This is a genomic window from Amycolatopsis sp., from assembly GCF_036008905.1.
Lineage (GTDB): Bacteria > Actinomycetota > Actinomycetes > Mycobacteriales > Pseudonocardiaceae > Amycolatopsis.
The window spans coordinates 66,137-86,518 of the sequence record NZ_DASYMU010000036.1; the positions used below are offsets into that span (position 1 = coordinate 66,137).

Here is a 20,382-nt window from a genome sequence, read left to right on the forward strand (position 1 = left end):
TATGGCCGCAAAGGAGCGACATGACAGGGTCCTCGACTCAGCACCCGCAACCGTCCGACCACGCTCGCGCGTTGGTCCAAGGTGCCTATGACGTGCACATCCACGTCGCGCCGGACGTGATGCGCCGGCTCATCGACGACGTGACCCTCGCCGACCGGTTCGCCGCCGTCGGGATGGCCGGGTTCGTCCTGAAGTCCCATTACGTCCCCACCGCCGAACGCGCCGAGGTCGTCCGCCGGGCCCGGCCCGGGATCGACGCGGTCGGCGCGATCACCCTCAACGCCTCGGTCGGCGGCCTCAACCCGATCGCGGTCGAGATCGCCGGGCGCGGTGGCGCGAAGGTGGTCTGGCTGCCCACTGTGGACAGTGCGAACCAGCGGCAGTGCCAGGCCACCGAGCCCAAAGGCGCGACACCGCCGATGTGGGCCCAGCTGCAGGCGGACCTGCGAGACGCCGGAATGGCCGCTGACCCCGTCGACGTGCTCGACGCCGACGGTTCGGTGAACGAAGTGACCCGGCAGGTGCTGCGGCTGATCGGGAAGCACGACATGGCACTGGCCACGGGGCATCTGCACTCGGACGAGTCGGCGCGGGTCATCGACGCCGCCGTCGAGGAGGGGGTGCGGCGGATCGTCGTCACCCATCCCGAGTTCACCTCGCAGCGCATCGGCCTCGACCGGCAGCGCGATCTGGCCGCGAAAGGCGCTTTGCTGGAGCGCTGCTTCACCACGCCGTACACCGGCAAAGTGGCCTGGGACCTGTGGTTCACCAACATCCGCGAAGCGGGCCCGGAGAACTCCGTGCTGTCGAGCGATCTCGGTCAGCCGTTCAACCCCCCGGTCGAAGACGGCTTGGCGCTCTGCGCGGACAAGCTGCTCGAAGCCGGGTTCACCGACGGCGAAATCCGCACGATGGCCGTGCACAACAGCCGGTGGCTGGTCGGCGCCGACGCGCTGCCCGACGCCCCCGCCCGCCGCACCGAGAAGGCAGGTATACGCGCATGAGCAAGCGACGGTTGCTGGTGGTCGGGGCGCACAGCGCGGACTTCGTGTGGCGGTCGGCCGGCGCGGTCGCGACCCACACCGCCGCGGGCGGTGAGGCGCTCGTCGTCGCGCTGTCCTACGGCGAACGCGGCGAGTCCGGCGAGTTGTGGAAGGCCGAGGGGCAGACCGAGGAGAACGTCAAGCGGATCCGGCACGAGGAGGCCTCCAAGGCCGCGGCCGTGCTCGGCGCGGAATTCCAGGGCTTCGACCTCGGCGACTACCCGCTGGAGGTCGGCCAGGCGGGCCAGGACCGGCTGGTCGAGGTCATGCGCGACTACGCGCCGAACGTGGTGCTCACACATCCGGACAAGGACCCGTTCAACCCCGACCACCCTGTTGCCCACCAGGTGGTTTCCCGGGCCCGGCTGCTGACTTCGGGCGCCGGGGTTGCCAGCGGGTTCAAGACCGCGCCGCCCTCGGAGTTCCTGGTTTTCGAGCCGCACCAGCCGGAACTGTGCGGTTTCCTGCCGACCGTGTACGTCGACATCACGGCGGTTTTCGAGCAGAAGGTCGAGGCGATGAAGCATATGGCCGCTCAGAAATACCTGCAGGAGTACTACGCGCAGCGCGCCGAACACCGCGGCAACCACGCCCGCAAGGTGACCGGCAACGCCGCGATCCGTCAGGCCGAAGCTTTCCAGCGGCTGCTGCCCAACGTGGTCGGTGCGCTATGACCGATGTCTACCGGGCCGATGTCTGTAAAGAGTTCGCCGATGCCGGGGTGGCGACGGTGTACGAGGCCTACGGGCGTCGCGGTCTGCTCGACGTCGAGTGGACACCGATCATCGCCGGCCGCCGGGTCGCCGGTCCGGCGCGGATCGCGTTGTGCGGGCAGGACGACAACCGTGCGGTGCACGAGGTGATGGCCCATCTCCAGCCGGGCGAGATCCTCGTGCTGACCATGCCCGAAGCCAGGCCGGTCGCGCTCGTCGGCGACCTGCTGGCGACTCAGGCGCAAACGCTTGGTGCGGCCGGGATCCTCGTCAACGCCAGTGTCCGCGACAGCGCGGACCTGGCGAAGTTCGACACCCCGGTGTGGGCTCGCTGGCGCCGCTCCAAGGGCGCCACCAAGAACGTCCGGGGCAGCGTCAACGTGCCGGTGACCATCGGCGGGACGACGATCGAGCCCGGTGACGTGATCGTGTTGGACGACGATGGCGCCACCGCAGTCGCCAAAGCCGATGTCGAGAGTACCCTCGACGCTGTCCGCCAGCGTCTGTCCAAAGAGGATGGACTGCGTCGGCGCTGGGCCGCGGGCGAACTCAGCTACGACGCCTACGGGATGCGCGCCGAGGACGAGAAGGCGACGCCATGACCGCCCTCCTGCACGCCGAAGGCCTGAGCAAGCAGTTCGCCAAGGACGACGTCGCCATCGTGGCGTTGCGGAACTTTTCGCTGACCATCGAGGAAGGCAGTTTCGTCTCGGTGCTCGGCCGGAGCGGCTGCGGCAAGTCGACCATGCTGAACCTGCTGGCCGGGCTGACGCAGCCGACCAAGGGCGAAGTCCTGTACCGGGACCGGAAACTCTCCGGCCCGGACATCGAAATCGGCTACCTCACCCAGTCCGACACTCTCATGCCGTGGCGTGACGTGCTCCGTAACGTCGAGATGCCGCTCGAAGTCCGCGGCGTCCCGGCCAAGGAACGCCGGCGCGTCGCGACCGAACTGGTCGCCCGCGTCGGGCTCAACGGGTTCGAAAAGCATTACCCCCGTGAGCTTTCCGGTGGGATGCGACGCCGGGCGAGCCTGGCGCGAATGCTCGCCGGCGCCCCCGAGACGCTGCTGATGGACGAGCCGTTCGGCGCGCTGGACGCTCAGCTGCGCACAGAACTGCAGGAAGAACTGCTGCGGCTGTGGCAAGGCACCGGTCAGACGGTGGTGTTCGTGACCCACGACATCGAAGAAGCCTTGCTGCTCGGTGACCGCGTCGTCGTGCTGGGCGGCCTCGGCCGGATCGTGCTGGACCGGCCGATCGGCCTGGCACGTCCCCGGACGGTCGACGAGCTGCGGGTCGACCCGGAATTCGTTTCGCTGCACGGTGAACTCGCCGCGGCGCTGAAGGAGGGCTCCCGATGAGCCGCACGGACGAACTCGTCGCCCCGGCCGACGAACTGGCCACCGGCCCGGTCCGCGTCAACCTGGACCGCACCTGGTGGCAGCGCCACGGCGTGACCACCACGGTGTGGCTGGTGCGCGTGCTGCTGGTGGCGGCTTTCCTGACGCTGTGGGAGATCGCCGCGGACCGGTGGATCGACATTACCTTTATCAGCAAGCCCAGCGACATCATCGAACGGCTCGGCGAGTGGATCGGCGACGGCACCCTCTGGTTGAACAGCTGGATCACCATCCAGGAGATCGTCTACGGCTTCCTGCTGGGTGCCGCGGCGGGCGCGATCGCCGGTTTCGTGCTGGCGTCGTTGAACTTCGTGTACCGCGTGCTCGACCCGTTCATGATGGCGCTGTACTCGATCCCGAAGGTGGCGCTGGCACCGCTGTTCATCGTGTGGTTCGGCATCGGCATGCACATGAAGGTGCTGCTGGCCGCCGCGACGGTGTTCTTCCTGGTGTTCCTCAACACCGCGGCCGGTGTGCGTGAGGTCGATCGCGGGCTCATCGACGCCGTGCGGCTGATGGGCGGCAACCGCTGGCACATCGCGCGCAAGGTGGTGCTGCCGTCGTCGATGACCGGGGTGCTCACCGGGCTCAAGGTCGCCATCCCGTACGCGTTGATCGGTGCGGTGATCGGGGAGCTCGTGGCGTCGAACCGCGGTCTCGGTTACCTGATCAACGACGCCGCCGCGCAGTTCGACACGGCCGGGGTATTCGCGACACTGGTGGTGCTGAGCATCATCGCCGGAGTGCTGAACGTCTTCGTGAGCCTGATCAGCAAGCGGGTCAATCGCTGGAAGCCGATCGATGACTGACCGGATCGGGCGCAGGAGCGTCCTCAAAGGACTGGCCGCGGCGCCGGTGGTGATGCTCGCGGGCTGTGCGCAGCGCGAGTCGACCACACCGGAGGGCGTGCTGAACATCGGGCAGATCAGCAACTCCGTCGCGTTCCTGCCGCTGTTCATCGCCGAGAAGAAGGGCTACTTCACCGCGGAGAACATCAAACTCGGCGAACGCCCGCGGCTCGGCACCGGCGCGAAAGTGGCCGCGGCGTTGAAATCCGGCAGCGTCGACCTCGGCGCCGGGGTGATCACCGACGCGTTCAACCTCGCCAAGATCGAGGACGGCACGCGGATCGTGACCAGCCTGGTGACCGAGTACTACGTCGACATCGTGGTGTCGCCGTCGTTCCAGGGGCCGGCCGACGACGCGCCGATCGAGGAGAAGGTCGCCGCGCTGGTCGGGAAGACGATCGGCATCACCGGGCCGGGCAGCGGGACCGAAGCGCTGGTGACGTACTTGTTCGGCAGCATCGGGAAAAACGCGGCCGTCGACTCGACACTGGTCAACCTCGGCAGCGCGACGACAGCGGCCATCGGCGCGCTGAAATCCCGCCGGGTCGAGGCTTTGGCGTTCTTCCAGCCGATCGTCCAGCAGGCCGAAGCCGCGAACGTGGGCCGGACATACATTTCCCCGGCCCGCGGGGACGTCCCCAGCCTGCGCGGCGCGTTGCACGGTGTCGTGTTCAGCACGCGGAAACTGCTGGACCGCAAGCAGAACGAGGTCGCCGGATTCCAGCGGGCCATGCAGCTGGCGCTGGACGACATCCACGCCGATCCGAAGGAAGCACGGGTGCTGCTCGGGCAGTACCTGAAGGACACAGACCCGAAGGCGCTCGACGCGCTGATGCCGATCCTGACCAAGGAGGTCCCGACGTCGCCCGCCGTCGGACGGGAGGCGTACAACACCGCGCTGAAGTTCCACCTGGACAGCGGGCTGGTCAAAAAGGCCCCCGCCTACGAGTCCGTCATCCCGGAGGCCCTCCGCGCCTGAGCTCTCGCGCAGCGGTCCGTGAAGGCCACGTTGAGGGACTCAGAGTCCCTCAACGTGGCCTTCACGGCGTTTGCGGGTTTGTGGGGAGGAACGAGTGACGATCGAGCACGGCCTGGATCCGGTGTCCCGCCGCAGGTTCATCTCGACCACGGGCGGGGTGCTCGCCGGTTTCGGCCTGGCCGCCGCGCTGCCCGGACAGGCGCTGGCGGTGGGCGAGACCGCCGACGCCCGCGCGCGGACCGACCTCGCGTTGTACCGGCCGGTGACGGTGTCGTCGACAGACTACGCCGCCGCACCGGCCAAGTTCGCCGTCGACAGGCTCGCCGTCCCCGGCGTACGCGGCTCGGGCTGGCGAGCGGCCGGAACGGATCCGCAGTGGATCGTGGTCGACCTCCAGGCGTCCTGCCGGATCGAAGGCGTGACGCTGGTTTTCGACGCACTGGCGTCGGATCCGCCGTTTGTCCGTTCCGACGGGAACCCGTGGGGCCAGACCACCGGCCAGGAGATCCTCTCCAGTTCACCGGTCGACTTCCGGATCGACACCTCCGCCGACGGGTCGTCGTGGCCGACCGTGCACCAGACGAGTTCCGGTACGGGCGGGGTCGTCGCGATCACGCTGCCCAGCCCGGTCAACGCGCGCTGGGTCCGGCTCACCGCGACCGGCCAGTCGAACGCGAACCCGCTGGGCCTCAACGGCTTCCAGGTCTTCGGTACCTGTGACCGGGAACGTCCGGCCGCCACCGGCTGGACCGCGTGGGGCACCCACCACGTGAACCCGCCCGCACTGAGCGTGGCCGCCGACGGCACTGTGCCGCTGGAATCCGGCTGGGATCTCACTCTCGATGACTGGGCAGGCACCGCCGACGGCGCCACGCTTTCCGCCCCGGCCACCGACACCTCGGGTTGGCTGCCCGCGACCGTCCCCGGCACCGTGCTCGCCTCGCTCGTCGAGCAGGGGCACCTGCCGGACCCGGTCGAGGGGATGAACAACCTCGAGATCCCGGAGGCGCTGTCCCGCCACGCGTGGTGGTACCGCCGCGGGTTCGCGCTCCCGAAGCAGCTCGACACTGGCGCCGGCCGGCATGTCTGGCTCGAGTTCGACGGGATCAACCATCAGGCCGACGTCTGGCTCAACGGTGTCTCGGTGGGCTCGCTCAAGCACCCGTTCGCGCGGGCGTCGTTCGACGTCACCAGCGCGCTGCGGGCTGGTCGCGACCAGCACGCGCTCGCGGTGAAGATCACGCCGATGCCGCATCCGGGCAGCGCGGGGGACAAGGGCGCCGACGGGCAGGCGTTCGTGCAGTCAGGGAAGCTGTACCTCGATTCGCCGACGCTGCTTTCGGCGTCCGGCTGGGACTGGATGCCCGCGGTGCGTGACCGCGCCGCCGGGATCTGGAACCACGTCCGGCTGCGCTCCACCGGCGCGGCCGTGCTCGGCGACCCGCGGGTGGTCACCACCCTGCCGAAGCTGCCCGACACCGGTACCGTGGACGTCGTCCTCACGGTGCCGGTGCGCAATGTGGACACCGTGGACCGCGCGATCACCGTGCGCGCCGCGTTCGACAACGTCTCGGTCAGCTCGACGGTGACGGTGAAGGCGGGCCAGCGCGCGGAGGTCGAGTTCGCCCCGGCTCAGTACCCGCAGCTGCGCCTGACGAACCCGAAACTGTGGTGGCCCAACGGTTACGGCGCGGCCGACCTGCACGAGCTGGCGCTGACGGCGTCGCTCGGCCCGGCCGTCAGCGACAAGCGCTCGGTGAAGTTCGGCATCCGGCAGTTCGGCTACAGCTTCGACCTGCCGATCAAGGTCGACCCGAAGACCGACCGCGCGACGCAGACCGTCGACTTCCCGAAGCAGACGGCCCAGCACGTCCGGATCCACTGTGGACGCCGCGCGACCAGCTGGGGCGATTCACTGTGGACACTGTCCTTCTTCGACAGTGCCGACCCAGGAACCGACCTCGCGCTGAACAAGACCGCCACTTCGTCCTCTGTGGACAATGACGGCAATCCGGCGTCCAACGCCGTCGACGGAAATCCCGGCAGCCGATGGTCTTCCGCCTACAACGACGGTGAGTGGATCCAGGTCGACTTCGGCTCGGCCGTCGCCTTCGACAAGGCTGTCCTGGTCTGGGAACAGGCCTACGCGATGGACTACGTCATCCAGGTCTCCGCCGACGGCAAGGCGTGGACCGACGTCAAGGCCGTCAGCAACAAGCCGGTGCCGCTGAAGATCAGCGTCAACGGTGTGCAAGTGTTCTGCCGCGGCGGGAACTGGGGCTGGGACGAGCTGCTGCGGCGGATGATCCCGGACCGGATGAACGCCACGATCGCGATGCACAAGGACATGAACTTCACCATGATCCGCAACTGGATCGGGTCGAGCACCCGCGAGGAGTTCTACGCGCAGTGCGACGCGAACGGCATCCTGGTGTGGAACGACTTCTGGGAAGCCGGCGAGTTCACCGACGATCTGCCCGGCTACGTCGAGATCGCCCGTGACACCATCGTCCGCTACCGCACGCACCCCTGCATCGTGATCTGGTGCGGTGCCAACGAGGAGCACCCGCCGGCGAACATCGATGCCGGGGTCACCGCCGCGGTGGCCGAAGAGGACGACGAGATCCTGTACCTCCAGGACTCCGCCGCCGGTTTCGTCTCCGGCCACGGCCCGTACTACTGGGTCGAGCCGGTGAAGTACTTCGACGCCAGTACCTATGACACCGGGAACTTCGGTTTCCACACCGAGATCGGCATCCCGACCATCCCGGTGGTCGAAAGCATGCGGAACCTGGTCGGCAAGGACGCCCCTGGCTGGCCCATCGGCCTGCCGTGGTATCACCACGACTGGTCGACCCACGGAAACCAGCACCCGGAGACCTACCTCGCCGCGATCGACGACCGGCTCGGCGCGTCGAGCGGGCTCGAGGAGTTCTGCCGCAAGGCGCAGTTCGTCAACTACGAGAGCATGCGGGCCATGTTCGAGGCGTGGACGGCGAACCTGTGGGACGACGCGAGCGCGCTGCTGCTCTGGATGTCGCACCCGGCCTGGCACAGCACGGTGTGGCAAACCTACGACTACGACCTGGACATCAACGGCAGCTACTACGGGATCCGCAAGGGCTGCGAGCCGATCCACGTCCAGGCGAACCAGTCGGACTGGAAGGTCGTGGTGTCCAACCACTCCGCCGCCGCGCTCGCCGGGGCGACGGTGACCGCCGAACTGTTCGACCTGAACGGCAAGTCGCTTGGCGCGCAGCAGAAGCAGACCGTGTCCGCGGGCCCGTCGTCGATCGCGAAGGCGTTCACCGTCGAGTTCGGCGACGCGCTGCCCGCGTTCCACCTGCTGCGCCTGAAGCTCACCGGCACCAAGGGTGAGCTGCTGTCCGAGAACTTCTACTGGCGCTACCGCAAGGCCACGGACATGCAGGCGCTGAACCAGCTCGCCAGGACGCGGCTCACGGTCAAGACGAGCTCGGCGGGGCGCGGCAAGTTCACCACGACAGTGCGTAACGACGGTCGCACGGTCGCGGCGATGCTCCGGCTTTCGTTGCGGGACAAGCGGTCCGGTGAGCGGGTCCTGCCGGTGCTCTACGACGAGAACTACTTCTGGCTGCTGCCAGGGGAAAGCCGCACGGTCACCGTGACGACCGGAGCGGGCGCGCCCCAGACCGGCGACTTCCAGATCGTCGTCGACGGCTACAACGCCTCGGCGGCAGGGTAGGCCCCAAGAAACCATCGCCATCAGTGGTTCTTCTGCGCTATCCGTGGACGCCGTTTCATAGCGAGCAAAGCGCTGGGGATGGTGGGTCGGGGCGTTGGGCGTGCCTGTCGCGAAGCGGATCGCCATCTGTCGACAGATGGCGAAGCGCGGGAGTCAGGTTTGCCGGAGGTCGAGTTCGCCGCCGAAGAACTCGGCCAGGCCGGCGGCTTCCTTCTCAATCGCCACGCGCACGTTCTTCGCCACCGGGCGGAACGGCGTGATCGTCACGTTGACCCGCTTGTCGGTGACCTCGTGCGTCCAGGTTCCCGCCATCCCGCCGTTGACGAGCAGCACCGGGGAAAGGCGCTCCCACGGGCGGTAGATCCGCGCGGTGAAGTCGCCGGTCGTCAGGCGGCGGGCGTGGGACTCGGCGGACACGACGTACGGGTCGAACGCCGGCAGCAGCCGGACCGAGCGCACGGGCGGCGCGTCCCGTAGTTCCGCGAGCAGCGCGGCGGGGAACCACGCGTTCGTGCCGTTGACGTCGACGACCGCGAGTTCGTCGCCCATCCGCTCGAAGATCCGGCCCGCCTCGGCCGGTCCGACGCCCCACCAGCGGCCGAGATCGGATTTGGTGGCCGGGCCGTTGAGCGTCAGGTACCGGCGGGCGAGCTCCGCCACCGCGCGGGCCGGTCGATGTTCGGCGGCCCGGGGGAGCCAGGTACGTGGGTTGGTGAAGCCGTCGTCCGAGGCGAAACACAGTTCACCGAGGACGGACGCGGATCTCAGCAGCGTTTCCCAGTCCTGCCGCAGCCGTTCCGCTTCGTCCCGCCCGAGGCGGGCGGCGACCTCGTCGAGCAGCCCGTCCCCGGTGAGCGTGGTTCCCATCAGTACCGCGCCGACCGTCTCGGTCAGCCGTTCGTTCCGTACGGTCCCGCCGCCGGTGAGCTGCGGATGGTAGGTGCTCAGCGCGGCCTGCCAGAGCGCGTACTCGTCGGACGGCAAGAGGTGCGGGACGCCACGGGTGGCCCACGTCTTGACGAGATCGCGGCGTTTCCAGAGCGCGTCCGGCACCGTCTCCCTGGTGACGCCGCGCATTCTCGCCCACAACGCGAGTTCGGGGGACGTCTGCAGCCGCGCGTGCAGTCCACAAAGACCGGTCACGATCCCCCGCAGGTCACCGGCCGCGCCACGGCGGTTCAGGTGGTGTGCGGCCACGCGCCAGCGGCGGATCACCGGCCAGTCGATCTTCGCGGTCGCGGTCGGGGTGCGCATCTGCCCATCCTCGCGGTTTTCCGCGCGAGATGTCGGCATAACGTGATCTCTTCTCGCTAGAGTGCGACACATGGAGCCTGAGATCCGCCGCGACCGGTCGCTCGAGGACGTCGAGGGAGATCGCTGGGCGGCTCCTTCCGGCGAGACGACTTATCTCATCTCCGAAGTCCACAAACTCAGGCGGAAGTCGGTCGGCGAACTGACCGTGGAAGACCTGCGCCTGCTCATCGGCCAACTGATCGGGCTACCCGTCCTCGTTCCGTTGGCGATCGAGAAGCTGCGGCTGGATCCTCTCGCCGAAGGGCACATGTACGAAGGAGACCTACTGGCTTCGGTCGTGCGGGTTGGCGGTGACTTCTGGACCGCGCATCCGACGTTCACCGGGCAGGTCGGGGCCATTCTGGATGGGCTGCCGAATCCGCCTGACCTGCTGGCCCGAGATATCAAGCGTTTTCGTGAACTCACCGCTTTTTCCCCGCGAGATGTCGGCATAACGTGATCTCTTAGTTTCTGAGAGACCGCCATCTGTCGAGGAGATGGCGGAGGTTAAGCAAAGCGTTATTCGTCGGTTGCCCGCCGCCGTCCGCGGGGGGAGCATCCCTTCCACCACGAGCGACGGCGCCCAGGGGCCGTCCGGTAGGAAGCGGGTGGCGTCCCATGCCGATCGAGTCCAGCGGGCACAGCCGGGGTAATCCGCGGCTGTACGAATTGGTGGAACACGCCCCGAGAACGGGGAAGAGCCCGACGGTCTGGGCCTGGCCCCAGTTGATGGACTACCTCAAGGTCGCCGGTCAGCCCGTGCCGGGCCCGTGGCCGCCGCACCAGGAACCCCGGCCCGACCCCGAAGAGGACTCGCTGCCCGTCGCGGTGGCCGAGCCCGACGACCGGGCCTGAGGGGAGGGTGGCATGTATCCGTCCCGATTCCGCTATCAGGCCGCACACTCCCTCGAAGAAGCCATCGGGTTGCTCCGGTCGAACGGCGACGAGGTGAAAGTCCTCGCCGGTGGCCAAAGCCTGGTCCCGCTGATGAAGCTGCGGTTCGCCTCGCCGGACCTGCTCGTCGACATCAACACCGTCCCCGGTCTCGACTACCACAGCCTCGACGCCGACGGGAACCTCCACGTCGGCGCGTTGTGCCGGCACGCCGACCTCGAACGTTCGGCGCTGCTCAAGGCCAAGCAGCCGACGATGGCCGCCGCCGCGCCCCTGATCGCCGACCCGATCGTCCGCAGCCGGGGCACCCTCGTCGGTTCCCTGTGCCACGCGGACCCGCAGGGCGACTGGGCTTCGGTGGTGCTGGCGCTCGGTGGTTCGATCGTCGCGGCCGGGCCTTCGGGCAGGCGGACGATCGCGGCCGCGGACTTCGTCGTCGGTCCTTTCGAGAATGCGCTGGCGCCGGACGAAATCGCCGTCGAAGCCGTCATCCCGGCCGCTCGCGGTACGCAGGTCGGCGGCTACCTCAAACTCGAACGCCGGGTCGGCGACTTCGCGACGGTCGGGGTCGCCGTGGCCGTCGAGCTGTCCGGGGAAACCGTTACCAGGGCCGGAATCGGACTGACCGGCGTGGGAGGAGCCACCATCCAAGCCTCCGCCGCCGAAGCGGAACTGGTCGGGAAACAGCTGACCGAGGAGGTCGTCGACCGCGCGGCCGGACTGGCGGCGGAGGCGGCCAGGCCCAAGACCGACCACCGGGGCAGCGCGGAGTTCAAGCGGCACATGGTGCACACCTTCGTCGTGCGCGCACTGGCCCAAACCGGCGAGAGGGCGGCCTGAAATGACCATCGTCCACGAAGAACGCACCGACACCGGCGCCGGGATCCCCGAGAACCGGATCACCGTGACGGTCAACGGAAAACGCTCCGTCGTCGAGTGCGAACCGCGGCTCCTCCTGTCCCACCTGCTGCGCCAGGGACTGCGGCTGACCGGCACCCACATGGGCTGCGACACCACGAACTGCGGCGCGTGCACCGTGCTCGTCGACGGCCGCCCGGCGAAGTCCTGCACCATGCTCGCCGTCCAGGCCGACGGCCGCGAGGTCACCACGGTCGAAGGGCTCGCCACGGCCAGTGAGCTGCACCCACTGCAGGAGGGTTTCAAGGAGGAACACGGACTGCAGTGCGGGTTCTGCACCTCCGGGATGATGATGGCCGCCAAGGCGCTGCTCGACGAGAACCCCGACCCCACCGAGGAAGAAGTGCGCTGGGCGTTGTCCGGCAATCTCTGCCGCTGCACCGGCTACCAGAACATCGTGAAATCGGTGCTGTGGGCCGCGAAAAAGCTCCGGTCCGAGTAGGAGGCAGAACGTGTCGCAGGCATTGGACGAGAACAAGATCGGCGGGCTGGGCGCGAGCCGCAAGCGCGTCGAGGACAACCGGTTCATCCGTGGCCGGGGGAACTACGTCGACGACATCGTGCTACCCGGCATGCTCCACATGGAGATCCTGCGCAGCCCGATGGCCCACGCCCGGATCAAGTCGATCGACACCAGCCGGGCCTGGCAGGTCCCCGGCGTACGGCTGGTGCTCACCGGCGAAATGGCCGCGACGCGCAACCTCGCCTGGATGCCGACGCTGTCCTACGACACCCAGGCCGTGCTCGCCACGGACAAGGTGCGGTTCCAGGGGCAGGAGGTCGCCTGTGTCGTCGCCGACGACCCGTACATCGCCAAGGACGCGTGCGATCTGATCGACGTCGAGTACGAGCCGCTGCCGGTGATCGTCAACCCGCGCCAGGCGGTCGCCGAGGGTGCGCCGATCATCCGTGACGACAAGGAAAACCAGCCGGACAACGTCATCTACAACTGGGAAGTCGGTGACAAGGCCGGTACCGACCGCGCGTTCGCCGAGGCCGACACGATCTCCAAGCTGCGGCTGCATTATCCGCGTTCGCATCCGTCGCCGATCGAGTGCTGCGGGTCCATCGCGGACTTCGACCGCGCCACCGGGAAACTCACCGTCTACATGACTTCCCAAGCGCCGCATATCATCCGCGCCGCCGTGGCGATGGTGGCCGAACTGCCCGAGCACATGATCCGGATCGTCTCGCCGGACATCGGCGGCGGGTTCGGCAACAAAGTGCCGGTATATCCCGGATACGTCTGTTCCATCCTGTGCTCGATCCTGCTGGAGACCCCGGTCAAGTGGATCGAGGACAAGACCGGGAACCTGATCTCCACCGGGTTCGCCAGGGACATGTACCTCGACAGCGAAATGGCCCTGCGCGCCGACGGCAAGATCCTCGGTGTCCGCATCCACGCCGACGCCGACCACGGCGCGTTCTTCTCCGACGCGCAGCCGAGCAAGTTCAAGATCGGCCTGCTGCACTCGGCGTTCGCCTGTTACGACATCCCGGCCGGGCATCTCACCGCCCGCGGCACCTACAGCAACAAGGCACCCGGCGGGGTCGCCTACCGCTGTTCGTTCCGGGTGACCGAGGCGATGTTCTTCCAGGAGCGGATGGTCCACGCGGCGGCGAACGACCTCGGGATGGACGCGGCCGAATTCCGGCGGAAGAACTTCGTCCGGGACGACCAGTTCCCGTACCGCACGGCGTTCGGTTTCCTGGTGGACTCCGGCCAGCCGCAGAAGTGTCTCGAGGTCGGCCTCAAGGCCGTCGGCTACGAGGACTTCCTGCGACAGAAGGAAGAAGCCAAGAGCCGTGGCAGGCTGTTGGGCATCGGGATCTCGACCATGACCGAACCGCTTGGCGCCGGGAACAGCCGGGAATACGACATCCTCGGCATCAAGATGTTCGACTCCGCCGAGCTGCGCGTCCACATGAGCGGCAAGGCCATCCTCCGCACCGGCGCGAAAAGTCAGGGGCAGGGCCACGAGACGACGTGGGCCCAGATCGTCAGCCACGAACTCGGCATCCCCGCCGACGACGTGACGGTCGAGGAGGGTGACACCGACACCGCGCCTTTCGGCATGGGGACCTACGCCTCGCGCAGTACGCCGGTCGCGGGCGCGGCGGTGTCCATGGTGTCCCGCAAGATCCGTGCCAAGGCACGGAAATTGGCCGCGCATCTGCTCGAAGTGTCCGAAGAGGACATCGAGTGGGAACTGGGCCGGTTCTACGTCCGCAGCGCCCCGGATCGCGGAGTGTCCATTCAGGAATGTGCGATGGCGGCGTACTCCAACATGCCCGACGGGATGGAACCGGGGCTGGAGAACAACGCCTACTACGACCCGCCGAACCTCACCTGGCCGTTCGCGGTGTACATCGTCACCGTGGAGGTGGATCCCGAAACCGGGGTCTGGGACGTGTTGAACATGGTGGCAGTCGACGACTGTGGTGTGCGGATCAACCCCATGGTCGTCGAGGGGCAGATCATGGGCGGGCTCACCGAGGCGTACGCGATGGCCAACATGCAGTTCATCACCTTCGACGCGGAAGGCAACTGCGTCGGCTCGAACTACATGGACTACCTGCTGCCGACCGCTTGGGAGACACCGGGATTCGAGCTGCACAGCGAGGTCGTCACGCCGTCGCCGCATCACCCCATCGGCGCGAAGGGCGTCGGGGAATGTGCGGCGGTGGGCGGGCCGGCCGCGTTCGTCAACGCCGTCATGGACGCCATTGGTGACACCGGCGTCCGCAACATCGACATGCCGCTGCTGCCGGACCGGGTGTGGGAGGCGATCAAGTACCGCCGCGACATCTCCGGTGCGCCGCCGGTCCGCACGGACGACTGAGGACTCGCCGTGGACGGATGGGATGTGCTGGAAGAGGCCGGGGAACTGGCGCGACGCGGTGAAGCGTTCGCGCTGGCGACCGTGGTGTGGCGGCAGGGCCCGTCGTCGGGCAAACAGGGCAACCGGGCGATCATCACGCGGTCCGGTGAGCTGCGCGGCTGGATCGGTGGCGCCTGCGCGGAACCCGTGGTCGTCCGGCAGGCCCGCGAGGCCATGACCGACGGCGTGCCCCGGTTGCTGCTGCTCGGCACGCCGGATCAGTTCGGCTCGGCCGTGCAGGACGGCATGACCGTCGTCCCAGTCTCGTGTCAGAGCGAAGGAGCGCTGGAGGTGTACATCGAGCCGGTGCGGCCGGTGCCGCATCTCGTGGTGGTCGGGCGGTCGCCCATGGCGCAGTTGCTCGTCACACTGGCCGAGGCACTGGAGTGGCGGGCGGACCTTGTCGACGGCTCGGTGTTCACCGCCGCGGACGTCGATGAGCGGTCGCTGGTCGTCGTCGCGACCCAGGGCCATTTCGACGAGGAAGCGCTCGAACAGGCCGTCGCCGCCCAGCCCGCGTACCTGGGCTTGGTCGGCTCGAAACGCCGTGGCGAATCGGTGCTCGGCTACCTCGCCGATCGTGGCCTGCCCACCGAGCAGCTGAGCCGGGTGCACGTCCCGGCGGGACTGGATCTCGGCAAGGTGTCGCACCGGGAGATCGCCGTCGCGATCCTGGCGGATCTGGTGCGGCTGCGGGCTTCTGGCGCATTGGACGAGGACGTGAGCGTGACGACCCCGGCCGAGGCCGTCGACCCGGTGTGCGGCATGACCGTTCCCGCGAAGGATCCGGTGGAGTACGCCGGTGCCGCGTACTACTTCTGCTGCCCCGGCTGCCGTGCCGCGTTCGAGCGGGACCCGGCCGTGTACGTCAAGAAGGAGACCCGATGCTGATCAAGAACGATTTCGAGGTCGCGCAGCCGGTCGACAAGGTCTGGCGCTTCTTCGACGACATCCCGCGGGTGGCGGCCTGCCTGCCCGGCGCCGAGCTGACCGACGACCTCGGCAACGAACAGTACAAGGGGCGGGTCAGCGTCCGGATGGGCCCGGTTTCGCTGCGGTTCGCCGGGACCGCGGACATCACCGAACGCGACGACACCGCGAAACGCATCGTGGTGACCGCGGCGGGTGCGGAGGAGAAGGGCAAGGGACAGGCCAGCATGGTCGTCACCGCCACCCTCGTGCAGGCGGGCGCGGGCACGAAAGTCGGTGTCGTGCAAGACCTCCAGGTGTCCGGCGCCGCCGCGCAGTACGGCCGCGGCATGATCTCCGACGTCACTTCCGTGCTGATGCGGAACTTCGCCGCCAATCTCCAGGACAGTATTACCCGCGCCGAACGTGGTGAGAATCCGGTGGCGCAGCACGCGGCGCCGGCGAAAGGCTTCACCATCGGCCTGCAGGCCACGCTGATGGCGCTGAAACGGGTGTTCCGCCGGTTCTTCGCGCCCTACCCGAGCACGCCGAGTTGAGGAGTCGACATGGTCCTGTGGTGGATCGGGAACGCGGTCCTGCTGTTCGTCGTGCTGCCGGTGGTCATCGCGTTGCTCAACCGCGTGCTGGCCGCGCTCGAGCGGATTCGCGGTGCCAGTGACGAGATCCTGGCCGGTGGCGTCGCCCTCGCCGGGCAGCTCGACGGCGTCCCGCAAGCGCTGGCGACGACCGACAAAACCATCAAGGAAGTTTCCGTCGGCGCGGTCCGGTACGCGGGCAGTGTCGCGAAACTCCTCGGCTGAAGGGAAAGAGCCATGCCTGCGGTCGCCTGGACGACGCTGGTCATCGCCGCGCTGATCATCGCGGTCACCGCGGTGGGCCTGCTGCGGGTCATCCTGCACCTGAAGCGGATCCGCGAAACGCTCGGCTCGGTCGTCGGCGGCGTAGAGCTCGTCGCGGCCCGGACGAGCACGGTGCCTTCGGCGTTGACCTCGGTCAACGCGAATCTCAAGCCGGTACGGGACTTCTGCGAATCGGTGTGAAAGGACCTGCCATGCCCGAGCTCCACTGTGGACGGAAGGTGATCCCATGACCGGCTGGTACGTGGGCTTCGCGATCGGCATCGTGATCGTGCTGGTGGTCGTCGCGCTGGTGGTGCCGATCCTGCTGCTGGCCCGCTCGATCGGCAAAGCCGCGCCCCTGATCGACAACGCGCTGGGCAAGGCGGTCGCGAACACCGCCGCGCTGGCGGAGCTGCGGACCACGATCGACCACGCGGAGGTCATCGTGGCCGGGCTCAACCGCGGACGTACCAGGCTGGGAGGTTAGCCATGACCCTCGCACTGACTTCGGAAGAGGAAACCGCTTGGTGGATCGCGGTCATCGCGGGTTTCGTGGTGGTGCTCGCCGTCGCCGCGCTGCTGACCGTGTTGATCTACCTGGTGAAGATCATCGACCATCGGGTCGTCGAGGTGCGGGAGACCCTGCACGCCGCCGCGGCCAACACCGAGAACACCGCGCTGATCGCCCCGACCGCGGACCGGGTCGACGCGGTGCTCGCCGAAGGGTTGCAGCACCACCTGTTCCTTGGGCGGGTCTTGGGGAAGGTGCGGTCATGACCACCACGTTGGTAGTGCTCACCGTCGTCGACATCGTCCTGCTGATCGCCGGGCTCGCGTTCTACCTGTTCTGGGTCGGCAGCCTGCTCGCCCGGGTCGCCGGGAACCTCGAGGACTGCGCGGAAACCGTGCGGAAGATCGTCGGGCACGCGGAGCTGATCGGACCGGGGGTCACCCACATCAACCGCACGGGCGGCGTGGTGGCCGGGGCGTTGCCCCTGCTGTACGGGATGGCCGAGGGGATTGTCGTCGGCGTCACGCCGAAGCCCGAGGCGCCCACCGAGAACCGTCCGCCGGCGCTCCCCGCGTCGGGCCGCCGCCGCTCCCGCCTCCATGACGCGGTCGGCTTCGCCCCTCGCTGAACCGGCGGACGCTTGCTGGAGGGGACTTTCCCGATCCCACCCCGACTGTCGGGCGAGTCCCCTTCAGCTCTCCTTCTCGGGCCCGCGCGGGGTGAGCGGGCCGGTGGTCGACGGCGCCGAGTACTCGCCGATCCACTGGTCCTTCCAGGATTGGTCGTACTGCCGGGAGTTACAGCGCGGGTGATACACCGACGCGAGTTCGTTGGCGATCATCTCCCGATGCGAACGTAGGCCACCGGCGACCTGGTAGGTGCAGATGTAGATCTTCCAGCGGGATCCGGCGCGCTCGATCCAGCAGTGCGCGCGCGGATGCCGGAAGGGGAGCCGCGCGGTGGACAGATCGTCGGAGTGGTCGACGTAGATCACCGCGTACCGCTCGGGTTTCTTGTCCGGGGAAGGCTTGTAGAGGATCGCGTAGACCGCGGGGACGCTTGGCGGCGTCCAGCCACCCAGCAGTCGCGGGCCCTCGAACGGGTAGCCGGCCAGCGAGCCGAGCCGGATCATTCGTCCTCTTCCTCGTTGATCGCTTCGACTCGCACGATCGGGAACACCGGGAGCCCGGCCTTCGCGACGGCTTTCTCGAACTCGCTTGTCGCTGTCTCGATCGCTTCCTCGCGTGTTCCCGCGAGCACGATGAGCTGGGCGCCGTACCGGTTCGAGCCGATGCCGGTCGCGATCCCGCCGCTCGGCGCGACGGCGTCAGCCAGCTCGACGACCTCCTCGCGCTTCAGGACCCTGTCGCCCTCGGTCTCGATCCCCACACTCCACCGCATCGGCGTCTCCTATCCCAGTGTCGGCAACAGTTTCGCGAGTTCTTCGAGGCTGCTCAGGTCGTGCCCGGACAGCATGAGGTCGACGTGCGGCGCGGCCACCATCATCCCGAGCGTGCTCGGGTGGAAGTCCCGGTCGTCGCCCTTGTGCGGGTTCAGCCACACGATCCGGTGGCACAGCCGGGAAAGCCGCTCCATCGACGTCGCCAGTACGTCCGGATCACCGCGGTCGAGACCGTCCGAGCAGATCACCACGATCCCGCCGCGGCACAGGCCACGGCGGCCCCACTGCCGGACGAAGACGTCGAGCGAGTCGCCGATCCTGGTCCCGCCTTCCCAGTCGAACACCACTTTCGCGGCCTGCTCCAGCGCGATGTCCGGGCTCCGGGTTTTCAACGCCGTGGTGACCGAGGTGAGCCGGGTGCCGAAGCAGAACACCTCGACCTTCGCCGCCGCGCGTTTCGCGGAATGGGCGAACTGCAGGAGGTTGCGCGAGTAGTCCGCCATCGATCCGGAGACGTCGAGGATCAGGATCAGCGGCCGCAACCGGACTTTCCGTTGGCGCCAATACAGTTCGGCGGGCTCGCCGAACATGCGGAGCGATTCGCGGACCGTGCGGCGCAGGTCGGGGGAGCGGCCGGACCGGGCGGGACGGGTTCGCCGCGTACGCCGTTTCGGCGGGGTCAACCGGATGCGGGCCATGATCCGGCGCAGCGCGGCGAGCTCCTCGGCGGTGCACGCCGAGAACGACCGATGTTTGAGAGCCTCCACATCGGACGCCATCAGGCCGAGCATCGCCGGTTCCTCCTGGTCGTCCCCGGGCGGTTCGGTGGCCGGGAGGTTCAGCACCGCCTGGGTTTCCGCGTCGGAGCGCGACTTGAGCATCAGGAGTTCCCGTACCGGGTCACTCGCGCCGAGGAAGAAGCCGCGGAACACCCGGTCGTAGGTCGCGATGTCCTCGTGCCGGATGACCAGCGTCGTCCGTCCGGCCCAATAGAGGTCCACCAGATCGGTGGGGTCCAGCGGGGCCATCGCCGCGCAGAAGGTCAGGACGTCGCCGGAGCCGACAGCGAGTCCCGCCGCGCGCAACGCGCGGGCGAAGTCCACCAGCACCGCGACGAACGGCGGACGGTCAGCCACCGGAGGTGATTTCCTGGAGGTTTTCCCGGACCAGCTCGAGATCGTCGCGATCCTTGACCACCGCGCCGAGGGTGTCTTCGGCGGTCGCCGGGGTGAGGTCGGTCTCGCCGAGGAAGTCGAGCATGCGGGCCCAGTCGATCGTCTCGGCGACCCCGGGCGGCTTCGCGAGATCCAGCCGCCGCAGCCGGTGCACGGCGTCGACCACCTTGTGCGCCAGCGTTTCCGAGACGCCGGGTTCCCGGACGAGCACGATCTCCACCTCGCGCGCGGCGGGTGGATAGCCGATCCAGTGGTACAGGCAGCGGCGCTTCAACGCGTCGTGCAGCTCGCGCGTGCGGTTGGAGGTGAGTATCACCAGCGGTGGGCTCGGTGCGACGATCGTGCCGACCTCGGGAATGCTGAGCTGGAAGTCGGAGAGCAGTTCGAGCAGGAACGCTTCGAACTCGTCGTCGGCGCGGTCGATCTCGTCGATCAGCAGGACGGCCCGGTCCCCGGCGCGCACCGCGGCCAGCAGCGGGCGCTCCAGGAGGAACTTCGGGCCGAACAGCTTGTCGACGGCGTCCTCGTCGGCCACCTGGTGCTCCGACAGGGCGCGGATGTGCAGCAGCTGGCGGGCGTAGTCCCATTCGTAGAGCGCCTGGCTCGTGTCGATGCCTTCGTAGCACTGCAGCCGGATGAGCTCGCGCCCGAACACCGAGGCGACCGTCTTGGCCAGCTCGGTCTTGCCGACGCCGACCTCGCCCTCCAGCAGGAGCGGCCGGTGCAGGGACAACGCGACGAGCAACGCCGTGGACAGTCCGCGGTCGGCCAGATACCCGCCGTCCCGCAGGGTTTCGCTCAGCTCGCCGACGGTCTCCGGGTAGTCCAT

The 20,382-nt window shown here is 68.2% G+C and carries 24 protein-coding genes; 19 read left to right on the forward strand and 5 right to left on the reverse strand.

Translation table 11 applies throughout. The features are described 5' to 3' along the window. Nucleotides 1-20: 20 nt before the first annotated feature. From VGP60_RS06920 to VGP60_RS06950, 7 genes are all read left to right on the forward strand, one after another. Nucleotides 21-1,004 (forward strand): DUF6282 family protein, encoded by a 984-nt coding sequence (locus VGP60_RS06920; RefSeq protein WP_327547032.1) that lies wholly within the window; start codon nucleotides 21-23, stop codon nucleotides 1,002-1,004. After that, nucleotides 1,001-1,717 (forward strand): PIG-L deacetylase family protein, encoded by a 717-nt coding sequence (locus VGP60_RS06925; protein WP_327547033.1) that lies wholly within the window; start codon nucleotides 1,001-1,003, stop codon nucleotides 1,715-1,717. Before VGP60_RS06920 ends, VGP60_RS06925 begins: the two co-directional genes overlap by 4 nt. After that, nucleotides 1,714-2,358, forward strand: coding sequence for a 4-carboxy-4-hydroxy-2-oxoadipate aldolase/oxaloacetate decarboxylase (locus tag VGP60_RS06930; protein WP_327547034.1), 645 nt, complete (start codon nucleotides 1,714-1,716; stop codon nucleotides 2,356-2,358). The genes VGP60_RS06925 and VGP60_RS06930 overlap by 4 nt, the downstream gene beginning before the upstream one ends. After that, a complete protein-coding gene (locus tag VGP60_RS06935) occupies nucleotides 2,355-3,119 on the forward strand; it encodes an ABC transporter ATP-binding protein (RefSeq protein WP_327547035.1) in 765 nt (254 codons plus the stop codon). The genes VGP60_RS06930 and VGP60_RS06935 overlap by 4 nt, the downstream gene beginning before the upstream one ends. Next, nucleotides 3,116-3,967 (forward strand): ABC transporter permease, encoded by an 852-nt coding sequence (locus VGP60_RS06940; RefSeq protein WP_327547036.1) that lies wholly within the window; start codon nucleotides 3,116-3,118, stop codon nucleotides 3,965-3,967. Before VGP60_RS06935 ends, VGP60_RS06940 begins: the two co-directional genes overlap by 4 nt. Continuing rightward, nucleotides 3,960-4,985 (forward strand): ABC transporter substrate-binding protein, encoded by a 1,026-nt coding sequence (locus VGP60_RS06945; RefSeq protein WP_327547037.1) that lies wholly within the window; start codon nucleotides 3,960-3,962, stop codon nucleotides 4,983-4,985. The genes VGP60_RS06940 and VGP60_RS06945 overlap by 8 nt, the downstream gene beginning before the upstream one ends. Nucleotides 4,986-5,079: 94 nt before the next feature. Continuing rightward, complete coding sequence (locus VGP60_RS06950) at nucleotides 5,080-8,709, forward strand: discoidin domain-containing protein (RefSeq protein ID WP_327547038.1); 3,630 nt, start codon at nucleotides 5,080-5,082, stop codon at nucleotides 8,707-8,709. 153 nt (nucleotides 8,710-8,862) lie between these two features. Here the strand turns inward: VGP60_RS06950 and VGP60_RS06955 are convergent, their stop codons facing one another. Continuing rightward, nucleotides 8,863-9,963 (reverse strand): winged helix DNA-binding domain-containing protein, encoded by a 1,101-nt coding sequence (locus tag VGP60_RS06955; RefSeq protein WP_327547039.1) that lies wholly within the window; start codon nucleotides 9,961-9,963, stop codon nucleotides 8,863-8,865. 70 nt (nucleotides 9,964-10,033) lie between these two features. Here VGP60_RS06955 and VGP60_RS06960 point away from each other — a divergent pair, with 70 nt between their 5' ends. From VGP60_RS06960 to VGP60_RS07015, 12 genes are all read left to right on the forward strand, one after another. Next, entirely contained in the window at nucleotides 10,034-10,462 is a 429-nt protein-coding gene (locus tag VGP60_RS06960; RefSeq protein ID WP_327547040.1) for a contact-dependent growth inhibition system immunity protein, read from the forward strand. 158 nt (nucleotides 10,463-10,620) lie between these two features. After that, nucleotides 10,621-10,857 carry a hypothetical protein gene (locus tag VGP60_RS06965; protein ID WP_327547041.1) on the forward strand — a complete coding sequence of 79 codons (237 nt, stop codon included), beginning with the start codon at nucleotides 10,621-10,623 and terminating at the stop codon, nucleotides 10,855-10,857. Between the two features lie 12 nt (nucleotides 10,858-10,869). After that, entirely contained in the window at nucleotides 10,870-11,736 is an 867-nt protein-coding gene (locus tag VGP60_RS06970) for a xanthine dehydrogenase family protein subunit M (RefSeq protein WP_327547042.1), read from the forward strand. Between the two features lies 1 nt (nucleotide 11,737). Beyond that, on the forward strand, nucleotides 11,738-12,256 hold the full coding sequence (locus VGP60_RS06975; RefSeq protein WP_327547043.1) for a (2Fe-2S)-binding protein: 519 nt from the start codon (nucleotides 11,738-11,740) through the stop codon (nucleotides 12,254-12,256). Nucleotides 12,257-12,266: 10 nt separating this feature from the next. Beyond that, a complete protein-coding gene (locus VGP60_RS06980) occupies nucleotides 12,267-14,657 on the forward strand; it encodes an aerobic carbon-monoxide dehydrogenase large subunit (protein ID WP_327547044.1) in 2,391 nt (796 codons plus the stop codon). Nucleotides 14,658-14,666: 9 nt separating this feature from the next. Beyond that, nucleotides 14,667-15,587, forward strand: a complete 921-nt coding sequence (locus tag VGP60_RS06985) for an XdhC family protein (RefSeq protein WP_327547045.1) — start codon at nucleotides 14,667-14,669, stop codon at nucleotides 15,585-15,587. Continuing rightward, a complete protein-coding gene (locus tag VGP60_RS06990) occupies nucleotides 15,581-16,162 on the forward strand; it encodes an SRPBCC family protein (RefSeq protein WP_327547046.1) in 582 nt (193 codons plus the stop codon). The genes VGP60_RS06985 and VGP60_RS06990 overlap by 7 nt, the downstream gene beginning before the upstream one ends. Before the next feature lie 9 nt (nucleotides 16,163-16,171). Next, nucleotides 16,172-16,426 (forward strand): hypothetical protein, encoded by a 255-nt coding sequence (locus VGP60_RS06995; protein WP_327547047.1) that lies wholly within the window; start codon nucleotides 16,172-16,174, stop codon nucleotides 16,424-16,426. A gap of 12 nt (nucleotides 16,427-16,438) precedes the next feature. Next, nucleotides 16,439-16,666, forward strand: coding sequence for a hypothetical protein (locus VGP60_RS07000; protein ID WP_327547048.1), 228 nt, complete (start codon nucleotides 16,439-16,441; stop codon nucleotides 16,664-16,666). Between the two features lie 46 nt (nucleotides 16,667-16,712). Further along, nucleotides 16,713-16,952 carry a hypothetical protein gene (locus tag VGP60_RS07005; RefSeq protein ID WP_327547049.1) on the forward strand — a complete coding sequence of 80 codons (240 nt, stop codon included), beginning with the start codon at nucleotides 16,713-16,715 and terminating at the stop codon, nucleotides 16,950-16,952. Between the two features lie 2 nt (nucleotides 16,953-16,954). Continuing rightward, nucleotides 16,955-17,242, forward strand: coding sequence for a hypothetical protein (locus tag VGP60_RS07010; RefSeq protein WP_327547050.1), 288 nt, complete (start codon nucleotides 16,955-16,957; stop codon nucleotides 17,240-17,242). After that, complete coding sequence (locus tag VGP60_RS07015; protein ID WP_327547051.1) at nucleotides 17,239-17,604, forward strand: hypothetical protein; 366 nt, start codon at nucleotides 17,239-17,241, stop codon at nucleotides 17,602-17,604. Before VGP60_RS07010 ends, VGP60_RS07015 begins: the two co-directional genes overlap by 4 nt. A gap of 63 nt (nucleotides 17,605-17,667) precedes the next feature. Here the strand turns inward: VGP60_RS07015 and VGP60_RS07020 are convergent, their stop codons facing one another. Genes VGP60_RS07020 through VGP60_RS07035 form a run of 4 tightly spaced genes read right to left on the reverse strand, consistent with a single transcriptional unit; the run spans nucleotide 17,668 to nucleotide 20,382 of the window. Next, nucleotides 17,668-18,108 (reverse strand): hypothetical protein, encoded by a 441-nt coding sequence (locus VGP60_RS07020; protein ID WP_327547052.1) that lies wholly within the window; start codon nucleotides 18,106-18,108, stop codon nucleotides 17,668-17,670. Next, nucleotides 18,105-18,377, reverse strand: coding sequence for a hypothetical protein (locus VGP60_RS07025; protein ID WP_327547053.1), 273 nt, complete (start codon nucleotides 18,375-18,377; stop codon nucleotides 18,105-18,107). The genes VGP60_RS07020 and VGP60_RS07025 overlap by 4 nt, the downstream gene beginning before the upstream one ends. A gap of 9 nt (nucleotides 18,378-18,386) precedes the next feature. Continuing rightward, on the reverse strand, nucleotides 18,387-19,514 hold the full coding sequence (locus tag VGP60_RS07030; protein ID WP_327547054.1) for a vWA domain-containing protein: 1,128 nt from the start codon (nucleotides 19,512-19,514) through the stop codon (nucleotides 18,387-18,389). Further along, on the reverse strand, nucleotides 19,507-20,382 hold the full coding sequence (locus tag VGP60_RS07035) for a MoxR family ATPase (RefSeq protein ID WP_327547055.1): 876 nt from the start codon (nucleotides 20,380-20,382) through the stop codon (nucleotides 19,507-19,509). Before VGP60_RS07035 ends, VGP60_RS07030 begins: the two co-directional genes overlap by 8 nt.